This is a genomic window from Bacillus yapensis, assembly GCF_005280205.1.
In the GTDB taxonomy this organism is placed as follows: domain Bacteria; phylum Bacillota; class Bacilli; order Bacillales; family Cytobacillaceae; genus Robertmurraya; species Robertmurraya yapensis.
The window spans coordinates 386,634-402,341 of record NZ_SUND01000001.1 but is presented as its reverse complement, the minus strand read 5'-3'; the positions used below and the strand labels follow the sequence as shown (position 1 = coordinate 402,341).

Here is a 15,708-nt window from a genome sequence, read left to right as displayed (position 1 = left end):
AAATCCCCCAATATGTAATGAACAGTCTAATTATAGTACACAGTAATTTCCATATCAATTAACAACTATAAAAATTTGTTTAAACAAATTCACAAAAACTAATTGACAATTTGTTTAAACAAATTTAAAATTCAAAGTGTAAAGCGTTTACAAATTTAAAGGGGGATAGCGTCATGAACCATCATGAACTAGCGCAACAAATCGTTGACCGTGTGGGTGGTCCCACTAACGTTATTAAAGTGATTCACTGTATTACGAGATTAAGATTTTTCCTAAAAGATGAAACCATTGCCGACACAGAAGCAATTAACGAATTAAAAGGTGTTATGAGTGTTGTGAAAAGTGGAGGTCAATATCAAGTCGTTATTGGTAGCCAAGTAGGGGCAGTTTACTCAGAAGTTATCGAAATTTTAGGAGAGAAGTTCACCGGTGAAGAGACTTCTGCAAAAGAAGAAGTACAAGTAACTGAGAAAAAGAAAAACGTCTTCAACCGCTTTTTGGAAACGTTGACAGGAACAATCACTCCGGTAATCGGACCTTTAGCAGCAGCCGGTATTTTAAAAGGAATTCTAGCACTACTTACTATTTTTAAATTAATTACGGCAGAGTCCGGAGCGTACTTACTCCTTAATGCTTTAGCAGATGCACTTTTCTATTTCTTCCCAATTTTACTTGGATTTTCAGCTGGTAAAAAACTAAAAACAAAACCTTACATTCCAGCGATTATTGGAGCGGCACTTGTCCATCCAACAGTCGTAGCGCAAATCGCAAACGTCGATTTAGACTTCTTTGGCATTCCAGTTGTGCTCATGAACTATGCATCATCTGTATTCCCGGTTCTTGTGGCAGCTTGGTTATGTTCTTACGTTGAAAAATGGTTGAACAAAAAGTTACCGAGTGCAACTCAATTAATTTTGACTCCACTTTTTACAATGATCGTAGTTGGAGTGTTAACGTTCTTATTAATCGGGCCAGTTATCACATTTTTAAGTGGACAATTAGCAACAGTCGTTTTCTGGATTTACAATTTAAGCCCAATGATTACAGGCTTCATTCTTGGCGGATTCTGGCAAATTCTTGTTATCTTCGGATTACATTGGGGGATGCTTCCAATTTCAATCGGAAACTTCATGGCCAATGGACATGACCCATTACTTGCAATATTAGCCGTATCTATTTTCTGTCAGTTAGGTGCAGCGCTTGGAATGCTGATCAAAACAAAGGATCCTATTCAAAAAGAAATCGCAGCAGGTGCAACGATTTCAGCGATGTTTGGGGTAACAGAACCAACTTTATACGGTATTTGTTTGAAGTTTAAGAGAGTTCTTTGGTTCTCCATTCTTGGTGGTGGTATCGGTGGAGCAATCATGGGTGCGATGAATGCAGAAGCGTACGGAGTTGCTGGTGGTGTATTTAGCTTATTTGGTGGAATTAATCCAGCAGGAATTGACCACAGCTTCTATGCCATGTTGATTTCATTCGTTGTCGCAGTATTTGGTACAGCAGCATTAGTATTCATTTTTGGATACGAAAAAAGAAAGAAAAAAGGTGAAATGTAATGATATTTCGTTCGATTGACTTGCCGAACTTTGGTTATAGCGACAAGCACGCACAACTAGATACGTATATTCAGCAAAAGGTAACCATCGATCCAGACTATCGAATGCCTGCTATCATTATTTGCCCTGGTGGTGGATATGAATTCATCTCCAATCGAGAATCGGAACCAATGGCCATTTCCTTTGCGGCACAAGGTTATCAAGCGTTTGTCTTGAATTATTCGATTATCAACAATGATAGTACAGAAGAACTTTTACCATACCCATTGTTGGAGCTTGGCTATACGGTGAAATACATTCGTGAACATGCCGACGAGTGGAATATCGACCCGAATAAAATTGTCTTACTCGGCTGTTCGGCGGGTGGTCATTTAAGCGCACTATATAATGGTGTTTGGCAGCAAGAGTGGTTAGCAGAAAAATTACAGACTACAACGGAAAGCTTGAAGCCGAATGCAACAATTCTCTGCTATGCATTGGTGAGTTTTGATACGGTCACGATTCACCCAGCGCTTGCGGAAGCCGTGAAAAAAATAACGACAAATGAAGAGTATCGCCATGTCGACCAATTAGTAGGGGAGCAGACAAGCCCAACTTTCATTTGGCACACATCAGCAGATGCAACAACACCTGTAGAAAATGCTTGGGTCTATGCGAGTCAATTAGCGAAACACAAGATTCCTTTTGAAACTCATGTTTTTCATAAAGGAAGACATGGCTTGTCTTTAGCTGATAAAACAACAGCGAAATTACAAACAGCCGACTATATTGACCCACATGTAGCGAATTGGTTTCCTTTATGTATTACATTTCTTGATGAAACTCTATAAAAAAGAGGATGTTTCAGCATGTTGAACAAGCACACGGTCGTTTATCAAATTTATCCAAAATCATATAAGGATAGTAACAACGATGGAATTGGAGATTTAAGAGGCGTAATCGAAAAACTAGATTATATAAAAGAGCTGGGGGCCAATTTTATTTGGCTTACCCCGTTCTTCGTCTCACCGCAAAACGATAACGGGTACGATATTGCCGACTATTACAATATCGACCCTTTATACGGAAGCATGGCGGATGTGGAGGAGTTAATTGCCGAGGCTCGTAAAAGAGACATCGACATCATGTTTGATATGGTGTTTAACCATACGTCTACCAAGCATGAGTGGTTCCAAAAAGCCTTAACCGGTGATCCAAAATACGTAGATTACTATATTTTCAAAGACAACCCGACCAATTGGGAATCTAAATTTGGTGGCAATGCGTGGGAATACGTTCCTTCTTTGGGAAAATACTATCTTCATTTGTTTGATAGAACGCAGGCTGATCTAAATTGGGACAACCCTGAGGTTCGTGAAGAGTTGAAAAAAATCGTTCGTTTTTGGATCGAAAAAGGGATTAAAGGATTCCGATTTGATGTCATCAATTTGATTTCGAAGCCAGCCATTTTTGAGGATGATTCTACAGGCGATGGGCGTAAGTTTTATACAGATGGTCCACAAATTCATGAGTTTCTGAAAGAATTAAGTCTGGATACTGGTTTGGATGAGGATGGTATCGTGACAGTAGGAGAGATGTCATCGACGACGATTGACAACTGCATTCGCTATTCGAATCCTGATGAAAAAGAACTAAGCATGTGCTTTAATTTTCACCATTTAAAGGTTGATTATAAGAATCAACAGAAGTGGGAATTGCAGGATTGCGATTTTGAGGCATTGAAGAAGCTGCTTGTTACGTGGCAGGTCGAAATGGAAAAAGGCAATGGCTGGAACGCTGTGTTCTGGTGCAACCATGACCAGCCGCGGATTGTTTCGCGATTTGGCAATGATGGCAAGTATCATAAAGAATCGGCGAAAATGCTGGCGACGATGGTTCATTTTTTACGAGGAACGCCTTATGTGTATCAAGGGGAAGAAATCGGCATGACCAATGCTTATTTTGATAAGCTCGCGCAGTATAAAGATGTGGAGAGCTTGAATTACTATCTCATCTTGAAGCAGGCTGGAAAATCGGATGAAGAGATTTTTCAAATCCTCCAAGCTCGTTCAAGAGACAACTCGAGAACGCCGATGCAATGGGAGGATTCGGAACATGCTGGATTCAGTGCTGTAGAGCCCTGGATTCCGGTCATTCATAACTATGCGGACATAAATGTTGCGAACAGCTTACAGGATGAGGATTCAATCTTCCATTATTATAAGAAGCTGATTTCTTTACGTAGGGAAATGGATATTATCGCGCACGGTTCGTTTAGGCCAGTTTTGCAGGAGCAGCAAGAGATTTTTGCTTATCAGAGAACATATCTTAATGAAGAATTGTTAGTGATGACAAACTTCTTTGAGCAGCCAGTTGAAGTCACAATGTGTGATGTTGAGGTCGATGGTTATCAATACCTCTTGTCCAATTACGACGAACGTCCTTTAGAGCAAACGATAATCCTACGCCCATATGAGGCAGTAGTATTCTATAAAAAGTGATTACGAGCGAGGCTGTCCCAAAAAAGGGTAAATACCTGTTTTGGGAGGACTTCGCTTTTTCCGTTGTTTGGCTCATAAAGACACTGTTCGGAGAATTTTGATGATAGAGTCCGCATGCAGGGAGCATAAAGACAACTCTTGCATGAATCCAAAGCAAGCTGTCTGCATGAGAGCGTCATAAAGACAACTCTTGCATGAACTCAGAGAAAGCTGTCCGTATGAGAGCGTCATAAAGACAGCTCTTGCACGAACTCAGAGAAAGCGCTGTCCGTATGCGAGCGTCATAAAGACAACTCTTGCACGAACCCAGAAAAAGATGTCTGAATGAGCCGTTCATAAAGACAACTAATTTATGAACTAAGTGAACCTTGTCCGCATAAACGCGGTTTTCTCTAAAACCCAACAAACTTTGCCCTTGTGAAGCTACCCAAGAAGACAATAATCCAAGAAATCCACCAAACTATGACTACATAAAGGCAAGCTCCTGTAAAAATCCACACTCCCTAAGCCTTCAGCCTCCCACAAAAGTTGTCACTCTACTTTGGAAGTGGTAATATTAATACGAATATAGGATAAAAGAAACTTCTTAAAATAGACAATTGGAGAGAGGATTCCACCTTTCTTTTTTACATTTTTGAGTAAGCTGTACGGCTTACTTTTGACACAAAGGAGCGTATTCAATGCTTGGAATGTTAAATAAGGTTTTTGATCTGAACAAACGTGAAATTAAACGTCTAACAAAAATGAGTGAAGAAATCGAAGCACTTGCTTCGCAAACCGCCGCTTTAAGCGACGATGAACTCCGTCAAAAAACGGAAGAATTCAAAGCGCGTTATGAAAAAGGGGAAACACTCGAGGACCTTTTAACCGAAGCATTTGCTGTCGTTCGCGAAGGAGCCAAGCGTGTTCTTGGTCTATATCCTTATCCGGTACAGCTAATGGGGGGGATTGCCCTTCATGAAGGTAACATCGCTGAGATGAAAACAGGGGAAGGTAAAACCTTAACAGCGACAATGCCTATTTACTTAAACGCCCTATCTGGAAAAGGCGCCCACGTTGTAACAGTCAACGAATACTTAGCTAGTCGTGACGCGACAGAAATGGGTCAGCTTTATCAATTCTTAGGCTTAACAGTTGGTTTGAACTCAAATGGACTATCGAAGGAAGAAAAGCAGGAAGCGTATGCTTGCGATATTACGTATAGCACGAACAATGAGCTTGGCTTTGACTATCTTCGTGACAACATGGTTCTTTATAAGGAGCAAAAGGTTCAACGCCCGCTTAATTTTGCGATTATCGATGAGGTCGACTCCATCTTAATTGATGAAGCGAGAACGCCATTAATCATTTCGGGTTCTGCGCAAAAGTCGACTGCTCTATACATTCAAGCGAACGCTTTTGTCCGCACATTGAAAAAAGAAGAAGATTACACATATGATGAGAAAACAAAAGGCGTTCAGCTGACTGAAGACGGGATTTCCAAGGCTGAAAAAGCTTTTGGTATTGAGAACCTGTTTGATATTCGTCATGTTGCCTTGAACCATCATATTGGTCAAGCGTTAAAAGCGCATGCGAGCATGCATTTAGACGTAGACTATGTTGTTCAAGATGGAGAAATCGTCATTGTTGACCAATTTACAGGTCGTCTAATGAAGGGTCGTCGTTACAGCGATGGCTTGCACCAAGCGATTGAAGCAAAAGAAGGTCTTGAAATTCAAAACGAAAGCATGACCCTTGCTTCGATCACGTTCCAGAACTTTTTCCGTATGTACAACAAGCTTTCTGGTATGACTGGTACAGCGAAGACGGAAGAAGAGGAATTCCGCAACATTTACAATATGAATGTTATCGTGATTCCGACGAACAAGCCGATTGCTCGTGATGACCGTCCAGACTTAATTTATGCGTCTATGGATGGGAAATTCCGTGCTGTAGTTGAGGATATCGCTGATCGTCATAAAAAAGGACAGCCAGTTCTAGTTGGTACGGTTGCCATCGAAACGTCGGAGTTAATTTCCAAGTACTTAACGAAAAAAGGCATCCAGCATAATGTCTTGAACGCGAAAAACCATGGTCGTGAAGCAGAAATTATCGCCAATGCCGGTGAGCAAGGTGCTGTCACGATTGCGACAAACATGGCTGGTCGTGGTACCGACATCAAGCTTGGCGAAGGCGTAATCGAACTTGGCGGTTTAGCGGTAATTGGTACAGAGCGTCATGAGTCTCGTCGTATCGATAATCAGCTACGTGGACGTTCAGGTCGTCAAGGGGACCCTGGTATTACGCAGTTCTATCTTTCAATGGAAGATGAACTAATGCGTCGTTTCGGTTCTGACAACATGAAGGCAATGATGACGCGTCTTGGCATGGATGATTCACAACCAATTCAAAGTAAAATGGTGTCCAAAGCAGTGGAATCAGCACAGAAACGTGTTGAAGGAAACAACTTTGATGCACGTAAACAGTTATTATCGTATGATGACGTTCTTCGTCAGCAACGTGAAATCATTTACAAGCAACGTAACGAAGTACTTGAGTCTGAAAATCTTCGTGACATCCTTGAAAACATGATTCTTAGCAGTTTAAGTCGTCATGTTGAGGCATTTACGCCAAGACATGATGATCCAGAAACATGGAATCTTCAAGGGCTCATCGACTACGTGAACGGAAACCTTTTACACGAAGGTGATGTGACGGTGGACGATATCCGTGGCAAGGATACGGACGAAATTATTGACCTAATTTTTGCGAAGGTTAAAGAGAATTATGATGAAAAAGAAAATCAGCTTGCTGAAGAGCAAATGCGCGAGTTCGAGAAGGTTGTTCTTCTCCGCGCGGTTGATTCGAAGTGGATCGATCATATAGATCAAATGGATCAGCTTCGCCAAGGAATTCATCTTCGTGCGTACGGTCAAATTGATCCACTACGCGAATATAATCGAGAAGGCTTTGCGATGTTCGAGGAAATGGTCTTGGCGATTGAGGATGACGCTGCGAAGTATGTGATGAAGGCAGAAATCCGCAATAACCTTGAGCGTGAAGAGGTTGCCAAGGGCCAAGCGGTGAATCCGAAGGAAGACGGCGAAAAAGTGAAGAAGAAGCCTGTCGTGAAGGCGATGGATGTTGGTCGTAACGACCCATGTATTTGCGGAAGCGGCAAGAAATATAAAAACTGTTGTGGGAAGATTTCATAAGATTTGAGGGTCGGTGTGCCGGCTCTCTTTTTCTGAGATGAGGGCCCGACTGAAAAAAATACGAGGTGACATAGATGGAATTAGCAGATATTCGTCATGAGTTAGAAAATACAGCTAAGAAATTAGCGGACTTTAGGGGGTCTCTTTGACTTAGAAAACAAAGAGGCGCGCATTGCTGAGCTTGAGGATGAAATGCTTCAGCCTGAGTTCTGGAATGATCAACAGGCGGCGCAAGCGGTCATCAGTGAATCAAACGGGTTGAAGGACCAGGTTCATGAGTTTCATGATTTGAATGAAACGTTCGAGAACCTTGAATTGACGTATGAGCTTGTAAAAGAAGAGAGCGATGATGAGCTTATGGCTGAACTCATCGAAGAGATGCAGGATTTAATGAAGCGCATGAGTGAATACGAGCTTCAGCTTCTTTTAAGCGAGCCATACGATAAAAATAATGCGATTTTGGAATTGCATCCAGGTGCAGGTGGTACCGAGTCTCAAGACTGGGGCTCCATGCTCCTTCGCATGTACACGCGTTGGGCGGAGAAAAAAGGTTTCAAAGTGGAAACAATGGATTACCTGCCTGGTGATGAAGCGGGGATTAAGAGTGTGACGCTTTCCATTAAGGGTCACAATGCTTACGGTTATTTGAAGGCGGAAAAAGGGGTTCATCGTTTGGTCCGTATTTCTCCGTTCGATTCTTCAGGTCGTCGTCATACTTCATTCGTTTCTTGTGAAGTGATGCCAGAAATGAATGAAGAGATTGAAATTGAGATTCGTACAGAGGATTTGAAAGTTGATACGTACCGCGCAACGGGTGCCGGTGGACAGCATATCAATACGACCGATTCAGCGGTTCGTATTACCCACCTTCCAACAGGCGTTGTCGTTCAATGTCAAAATGAACGTTCTCAGATCAAGAACCGTGAAGCTGCGATGAAAATGCTTCAAGCAAAGCTATACCAGAAGAAGATTGAGGAACAGGAAGCTGAACTTGCGGAAATCCGTGGCGAGCAGAAGGATATCGGATGGGGAAGTCAAATCCGTTCTTACGTCTTCCATCCATATTCGATGGTAAAAGATCACCGTACGAACACGGAAAGTGGAAATGTTCAAGGGGTTATGGACGGCGATTTGGATCCGTTTATTAATGCATATTTACGTTCAAAGTTAAGTTTATCTTAATTGATAGGGCCTTCACCAATCGGTGGGGGTCTTTCTTTTTGCATCGGTCCTCTACTTGTTTACCTCGTTAAAACGTCAATTTGCCAACATTTACACCTTTTGGGGTCCGTGATATACTCACTGACGGTATATGCAATCATTATCGAGATATCCTAAGCAAAAGGAGAATGACAACATGTTTAATCGCAAAAGAAATCATACACCTAATCCTCGGATTAAGAAAATATTCGAGTACATATATATTTTATTGGGCTCGGCCATCATCGCCTTGTCTTTTAATTTATTTCTTCTTCCAAATCAGATTGCCTCTGGTGGAGTGAGTGGAATTAGTACGATCACCGATTCGGTTTTCGGCTGGGAACCTGCCTATGTGCAATGGGCTTTTAATATCCCTTTATTTGTTGCTGGAGTGATTTTTCTAGGGAAACAATTTGGATTTAAAACGCTGATTGGCACAATCTTTTTACCATTTGTCGTTTTTTTATCGAACGATATGGAACCGTGGACGAACGATCCTTTACTAGGGGCGCTCTTTGGCGGAATCGGTATCGGGCTGGGACTAGGAATTGTTTTTCTCGGAAAAGCATCGACAGGTGGAACTGACTTAGCGGCGCAAATCATTAACAAATTCACAGGATTTTCACTTGGTACTTGTGTGGCGATTATCGATGGGCTGATCGTCCTTACTGCGGCAATTGTCTTTGATATAGAGCGCGGACTTTATGCGCTCATTGCCCTTTATGTGACGAGCAAAACTATTGATTTGGTGCAGATTGGACTTGGTCGTTCGAAGATGGTCATGATTATTACGGGGAAACAAGCGGAAGTTTCCGAAGGGATTTTGAATAAAATTGATAGAGGTGTGACAAAACTATCAGCATACGGTGGTTATACTGATCAGGAACGCCCGACCCTCATGTGTGTTGTCGATCAAACCGAATTCACGAAATTGAAACAATTAGTTAGAAGTATTGATCCTACTGCATTTGTCGTGGTTATGGATGCGTCAGAGGTCCTTGGTGAGGGTTTCAAACGGGTATAGAATTGGTATAATTAGGACGTATATGCATAATATTCCTTGAGGGGGAGTTACTATTGAAAAAGAAGCTTCTTGCTTTATTAATGGGTACGTCTCTAGTTTTTGCTCTTGCAGCATGTGGCGGCGGAGATGACGAAGCTACTGACAATGGCGGAAATGGTGAAGGCGAGACAACCGACACAGCTGGTGTGGACGCTGAACAAGTGTTTAGTCAGTCTTGTGCAGCCTGCCATGGTGGAGATTTAACAGGCGGAGTGGGACCTGATATCTCAAAAGTTGGAGCGAATTTGTCTGCCGATGATATCAAAACGATTATTCTAGAAGGTAGAGGCGGAATGCCACCTCAAAATCTAGACGATGCTGAGGCTACTGCTGTAGCAGACTGGTTAGCAGCGAAAAAATAATAGCTATTACAAAAAAGACTATCTCAAATTGGTTTGTTAATGACCTTTTTGGGAGGGTCTTTTTCGTCTATAGAGGCTGGCGGGAGAGTTCGGTGGCGAATTTTGATATATCGGCGTTTTTTCGTCAGCATTTTCTGGGAAATAAACACGAAAAATAGAAAATATCTGCGAGATGCTGTTGAAATGCTGTAGCTAGAATAGGCTGGCCGTCCAAATATTGCCCGTTTTAGAATATATCGGCGATTTTCGGATTATATCGGCGAAAATGGAGTTATATCGGCGAAAATCACATTTTATCGGCGATCTGCTATTGAAGTGTATAACCTGAACGGACTTGCCCTTCGGATATCGGTCTTTATTTCATTTTATCGGTCGTCGTTTAAATATATCGGTCTTTATTCCATTTTATCGGTCTTCAGTTAATTATATCGGTCCTCGCACCTAATATATCGGTCAAAACCCCCAAAACAGCTAATTTCCAATTTCGAATTCGCCCACCGAATCCAAGTTCACCAAATTGTTGCAAATTCAAAAACCTTAATATGACAATGTTTTTATTGGTTTTCAATACTCAGAGAGTGAGAACTGGGGGTTATAAATAACGTCGAGATTTGTATAATACAGGTAGATAGATTTACTAGAGGAGGCGTGTCAATTGAAAAAGAAACTTCTAGCATTATTCATCGGTTCAGCACTGGTATTAGCTGCTTGTGGTGGAGAAGACGAGACTACAGAAAAGGAAACGGGTACAACAAATGAAGAAACGACAACGGCGAGTGTCGATGTGGACAAGAAGTTCCAACAAAAATGTTCCATGTGTCATGGTGTTAATCTTAATGATGGAAGAGGAGACGTTCCAGATTTAACGACGGTTGGATCACGATTGTCGAAAGAGGAAATCGAGGACGTCATTCTAAATGGTAGAGGCACGATGCCTCCTGGGCAACTGCAAGGTGAAGAGGCATCTGCCGTTGCGGAATGGTTAGCAGCGAAAAAATAAGTTTAAAATCCAAAGTTCAAGGAGCAATCCTTGGATTTTTTTGCGCCATTTTTAAAGCAAAATTAGACAAAATTCCGAAATAGGTAGGAATAAATAGGAAGAATGGTGTATATTTATAAAGGGAGAATTTGCTCTAATTATGTCAAATTATAGCTTTTTTACCACTTTGAAAAGAAAATGTAATATTTTTTTAGGGTTAATCGACAAAATATGATGTTATAATGGTTTTGGTTACAAAAAAGGACAATGAATTTTTTATCAATAAAATATAGAAAGAACCTAAAGGTGATATAAATGATCGAAATGGAAGATGTATATAAGAAGTATCCAAACGGCGTCGTCGCCGCTAATGGAATCAATGTAAGCATCAAACAAGGCGAATTCGTTTATGTCGTTGGCCCAAGTGGTGCCGGAAAATCGACATTTATTAAGATGATGTATCGTGAAGAAAAGCCAAGCAAAGGTGCGATCATGATCGATGGAGTGAACCTTGCAAAGCTAAAGGAAAGTAAAGTTCCTATTTTCCGTCGTAATTTAGGGGTCGTATTCCAGGACTTTAAGTTGCTTCCGAAATTAACCGTGTACGAGAACGTGGCATTCGCATTGGAAGTAATTGAAGAAGGCCCAAAATACATTAAAAAGCGTGTCATGGAAGTGCTTGATCTAGTTGGTTTAAAGCACAAATCTAGAATGCTTCCAACGGAACTTTCCGGTGGGGAACAACAAAGGGTGTCCATTGCTCGTTCTATCGTTAATTCTCCAAAGGTTATGATTGCGGATGAGCCGACAGGTAACCTAGATCCGGAAACATCTTGGGAGATCATGCGAATTTTTGAAGAGATTAACACAAGAGGTACCACAATTGTGATGGCTACCCATAATAGAGAAATAGTGAACACTATTAGGCATCGCGTAATCGCCATTGAAAATGGTCAAATCATTCGTGATGAACAGCGAGGTGATTACGGTTATGAAAGCTAGAACAATACGTCGTCATATAAAAGAATCTTTGAGAAACCTTGGTCGAAATGGTTGGATGACATTTGCGTCAGTCAGTGCCGTGACCGTTACACTTATGCTAGTTGGTGTATTTTTCGTCATTATGATGAATTTAAATAAGGTCGCAACTGATATTGAAGAGGATGTAAGAATCCGTGTTCATGTGGATATTGCTGCGACAGAAGAAGATCAGCAGGCACTTAAGTCGAAAATTCAACAGATCGCCGATGTCGATACAGTTGAGTATTCATCGAAGGAAGCTGAGCTGGATAACCTGATTGCGAGCTTAGGAGAAGAAGGGGAAGCCTTCAAGCTATTCGAACAGGACAACCCACTTTATGATGTGTTTATTGTTAAAACAAAAGAACCTGAGCAATTAGAGAAAGTGGCAAAGCAAATCGAGAAATTTGAGTTTGCTTCCAAAGTTAAATATGGACAAGATGATGTGAACAAGCTATTTTCTTTTATCAAAACGAGTAGAAATGTGGGACTCATCCTCATTGTAGGATTGCTTTTCACAGCGATGTTCCTAATTTCCAACACAATTAAAATTACGATTGTGGCGAGAAGAAGAGAAATCGAAATCATGCGACTTGTTGGAGCGACGAATTCGTTTATCCGTTGGCCTTTCTTTATGGAAGGAATCATGATTGGTATTCTTGGTTCGGTTATTCCAATTGTCTTAATTAGCACATTATATACGTATTCATATGACTATATTTCAGCGAAGCTGGAAGGTCACTTCATTCAATTATTAGAAATGAATCCATTTATGTACCAGGTTGCAGGCTTACTCATTTTACTAGGAGCATTCATTGGTATTTGGGGAAGTTTAATGTCTGTACGCAAGTTTTTAAAGATTTAATGGATAAGGATCGCCAAGGCCTCTCTTGGGATCCTTTTCTGATTTACATATGCATGGGAAAGGAGAAATCAATCTTGAAAAAAACACTTTTAACCGTTTCTGTAGCTTCTGTATTAGGGTTTAGTAGTTTAGGAGCGATTGACATTGCCTCTGCCAGCACAAAGATTAATAGTTTAAAAGAACAGAAGAGCCAGCTGCAAGAGAAACAGTCTGAAATCAATTCCCAATTGGACGAAAAGCATGATGCCATAGACGAGGTTCAAAATGAACAAGCAAGTGTCGACCAAGAGATCAAACGAATTGACCTTGCTGTCGAAGATACTGAGGTAAAAATTAGGGAAAAAGAGAAACAAGTAACAGAAGCTGAAGCCAATATCCAAAAGCTTCAAGGTGAAATTGCTACTTTAGAGGAAAGAATTGCGAAGCGAAATGAGCTTTTAAAAGATCGAGCACGTTCTTTCCAAGAAAATGGCCGCATCACCTATTTTGATGTGTTACTTGGTGCCAAAAGCTTTAGCGATTTTATCGACCGAATGGGAGCCATTGCTGTATTCGTTGCTGCGGACCAGGATATTTTAAACGAGCATAAAGCGGATAAAGAAGAGCTTGAAGCAAAGCGGACAGAAATGGAAAATACGCTAGCGAGTTTGAAAAAAATGCAAGCGGATCTAGAATCGATGAAAAAATCTTTAGCTGCACAAAAAGCAGAAAAAGAAAAAGTGATGGCTTCCCTAGAACATGAAGAAGAGCATATGCACGCAGAAATGGCCGACTTAGAGGAAGCAGACCAGTTACTAGCTGCACAAAAGAAGGCGATCCAAAAAGCGATTGAGCTCGAGCAAAAGCGCCAAGCTGAAGCAGCGGCAAAAGCGAAGCAAAGTTCTTCAAATGGTGGCGGTGGCTCCGTGTCTGCACCTCCGGTTTCTAGTGGAAACTTCACGAAACCAGCACAGGGCTATTTATCCTCTGGGTTTGGAAATCGTTCACTAGGTGATCACAAGGGTATCGATATTGCAGCGAGCGGAACTGTTCCGATTGTGGCTGCGGCCGATGGTGTCGTGATTCGATCTTATTATTCTAGTAGTTATGGAAACTGTATTTTTATCTCGCATTCTATTAATGGCCAAATTTACACAACGGTCTATGCTCATATGCGCCAACGTATGGCAAGTGAAGGACAAGTTGTCTCAAAGGGTCAGCAAATTGGATTAATGGGAAATACAGGCCGCTCTTATGGACAGCATCTTCACTTTGAACTGCACAAAGGTGAATGGAATATGTCAAAATCAAACGCGATTAATCCTGTAGGGATTGTACCGTTGTAATAATCTGAGCAGGGGAACATTGTTTCTCCTGCTTTTTTGCGTTCAGGAAAAATCATAACTCGTCCAGTTAAATCATATAGTGAAGGGACAACTCTTTTTGTTGAACGGGTGGAGGCGCTGGGCAGCCAAGTATGTAATCAACAGGTCGGACAGGAGGTAGAGGATGAGGCATAAATGGATTGCTCTATTTTTAGCATTCTCTTTTTTGTTAGGAGCAGGAAGTATATATGCTATTTTAGAGTGGACTGGAAAAGAGGAGCAGACGAAGCAAAATGAAGAACCTGTAGAAAGAGATTTACCAAGCTTAGAAAAAGTGGAAAAGGCATATGATTTAATTTTAAATGGGTATGTCGAGCAAGTTGAGGAAGAGAAGCTTGTAGAGGGAGCTATTCAAGGAATGCTTGCAACCTTGGATGACCCATATTCGGTCTATATGAATAAGGATACGGCACAGCAATTTAATGAAACGCTTGAATCTTCTTTTGAGGGGATTGGAGCTGAGGTTGGTCTTGTTGATGGGAAAATTGTGATTGTCGCGCCATTTAAGGATTCACCGGCTGAAAAGGCAGGTCTCAAACCGAATGATCAGATTTTATCAGTAGATGGGGAAAGTGTGGTAGGGCTTGACCTTTACGAAGCTACCTTGAAAATTCGCGGGGAAAAAGGCTCGAAGGTGAAGCTTGAGATCTCGAGACAAGGGTTGAATGATCCGCTGATGGTTGAAGTGAAGCGTGATGAAATCCCACAAATAACCGTTTATAGTGAGATTAAGAAACAGAACGGCAAAGATGTTGGCTATATGGAAATTACCTCTTTTTCTGAGGAAACAGCGAAGGAATTTACCGAGCAACTGACTGATTTAGAGAAAAAGGGAATTGAGGGACTCGTTATTGACGTTCGCGGCAATCCAGGTGGATTTTTGACTAGTGTCGAGGACATCCTGAAGGAATTTGTCTCGAAGGAAAAGCCATTTGTGCAAATCGAAAAACGTAATGGCGAGAAACTTCGTTATTTTTCTAGCCTGGAAAAAGATAAGCCGTATCCTGTCGCGGTTTTGATTGATAAAGGGAGTGCCTCCGCTTCAGAAATCCTGGCGGGCGCCCTAAAAGAGGCAGAAGGGTACACTTTAATTGGGGAAAAAACCTTCGGTAAAGGAACCGTGCAACAGCCCGTCCCAATGGGGGATGGCAGTAATATTAAGCTAACAATTTTTAAGTGGCTGACGCCAGATGGAAACTGGATTCATCAAAAAGGGATTGAGCCTGACCTTGAGGTGAAGCAGCCTGAAATTTTTGCGACGCATCCACTGCAAATTGATCAGGCGTTGACAAAGGATATGAATAACGAGCAAGTTCAAAATGCACAGCAGATGCTAGAAGGGCTTGGATTCACTCCTGGTCGTCAGGATGGCTATTTTGATGACGCCACGGAAACAGCAGTGAAAGCTTTCCAAAACCATAGGGGACTCACATCCAGTGGTAGAATCGATCAAAAGACAGCTACTGAACTGCAAACAGCCATCATGGAAGAAATGAAAAAGGAAGAGAATGACCTCCAACTGCAAACCGCATTAAGATATATTTCGAAGTAAATAGATATGTGTGCCGCCGACATGGTTCGGCGGTTTCTTTTTGTACTGGGGGTTTTGGCGGGGTGGCGTG

13 protein-coding genes are annotated in these 15,708 nt (G+C 41.6%); all 13 read left to right on the top strand.

Annotated elements, in window-relative coordinates; genetic code table 11:
- Window positions 1–173: 173 nt before the first annotated feature.
- Complete coding sequence (locus FAR12_RS01970; protein ID WP_126405609.1) at window positions 174–1,559, top strand: PTS transporter subunit EIIC; 1,386 nt, start codon at window positions 174–176, stop codon at window positions 1,557–1,559.
- A complete protein-coding gene (locus tag FAR12_RS01965) occupies window positions 1,559–2,389 on the top strand; it encodes an alpha/beta hydrolase (RefSeq protein ID WP_126405607.1) in 831 nt (276 codons plus the stop codon). The genes FAR12_RS01970 and FAR12_RS01965 overlap by 1 nt, the downstream gene beginning before the upstream one ends.
- Before the next feature lie 18 nt (window positions 2,390–2,407).
- Window positions 2,408–4,039 (top strand): alpha,alpha-phosphotrehalase, encoded by a 1,632-nt coding sequence (treC, locus tag FAR12_RS01960; RefSeq protein ID WP_126405605.1) that lies wholly within the window; start codon window positions 2,408–2,410, stop codon window positions 4,037–4,039.
- A 680-nt stretch (window positions 4,040–4,719) separates the two neighbouring features.
- On the top strand, window positions 4,720–7,233 hold the full coding sequence (secA, locus tag FAR12_RS01955) for a preprotein translocase subunit SecA (protein ID WP_126405603.1): 2,514 nt from the start codon (window positions 4,720–4,722) through the stop codon (window positions 7,231–7,233).
- 74 nt (window positions 7,234–7,307) lie between these two features.
- A protein-coding gene (prfB, locus tag FAR12_RS01950; protein WP_126405600.1) for a peptide chain release factor 2 occupies window positions 7,308–8,415 on the top strand; the annotation gives its coding sequence in 2 pieces (ribosomal slippage) (window positions 7,308–7,379 and window positions 7,381–8,415; 1,107 coding nt in all).
- Between the two features lie 175 nt (window positions 8,416–8,590).
- Window positions 8,591–9,457, top strand: a complete 867-nt coding sequence (locus FAR12_RS01945) for a YitT family protein (RefSeq protein ID WP_126405598.1) — start codon at window positions 8,591–8,593, stop codon at window positions 9,455–9,457.
- Window positions 9,458–9,510: 53 nt separating this feature from the next.
- Window positions 9,511–9,858 carry a cytochrome c551 gene (gene cccB / locus FAR12_RS01940; protein ID WP_126405596.1) on the top strand — a complete coding sequence of 116 codons (348 nt, stop codon included), beginning with the start codon at window positions 9,511–9,513 and terminating at the stop codon, window positions 9,856–9,858.
- A 655-nt stretch (window positions 9,859–10,513) separates the two neighbouring features.
- Window positions 10,514–10,858, top strand: a complete 345-nt coding sequence (gene cccB / locus FAR12_RS01935) for a cytochrome c551 (RefSeq protein ID WP_126405594.1) — start codon at window positions 10,514–10,516, stop codon at window positions 10,856–10,858.
- A gap of 294 nt (window positions 10,859–11,152) precedes the next feature.
- The gene (gene ftsE / locus FAR12_RS01930) at window positions 11,153–11,839 is read left to right on the top strand and encodes a cell division ATP-binding protein FtsE (protein ID WP_126405593.1); all 687 of its coding nucleotides are present in this window, start codon (window positions 11,153–11,155) and stop codon (window positions 11,837–11,839) included.
- Window positions 11,829–12,722 carry a permease-like cell division protein FtsX gene (ftsX, locus tag FAR12_RS01925; protein ID WP_126405591.1) on the top strand — a complete coding sequence of 298 codons (894 nt, stop codon included), beginning with the start codon at window positions 11,829–11,831 and terminating at the stop codon, window positions 12,720–12,722. The genes ftsE and ftsX overlap by 11 nt, the downstream gene beginning before the upstream one ends.
- A 74-nt stretch (window positions 12,723–12,796) precedes the next feature.
- Window positions 12,797–14,047: a murein hydrolase activator EnvC family protein gene (locus tag FAR12_RS01920; RefSeq protein WP_126405589.1), complete on the top strand. Its 1,251-nt coding sequence runs from the start codon at window positions 12,797–12,799 to the stop codon at window positions 14,045–14,047.
- Between the two features lie 36 nt (window positions 14,048–14,083).
- Complete coding sequence (locus tag FAR12_RS23225; protein ID WP_170972052.1) at window positions 14,084–14,221, top strand: hypothetical protein; 138 nt, start codon at window positions 14,084–14,086, stop codon at window positions 14,219–14,221.
- Entirely contained in the window at window positions 14,211–15,638 is a 1,428-nt protein-coding gene (locus tag FAR12_RS01915; RefSeq protein ID WP_126405587.1) for a S41 family peptidase, read from the top strand. The genes FAR12_RS23225 and FAR12_RS01915 overlap by 11 nt, the downstream gene beginning before the upstream one ends.
- The last annotated feature ends 70 nt before the right edge of the window (window positions 15,639–15,708 follow it).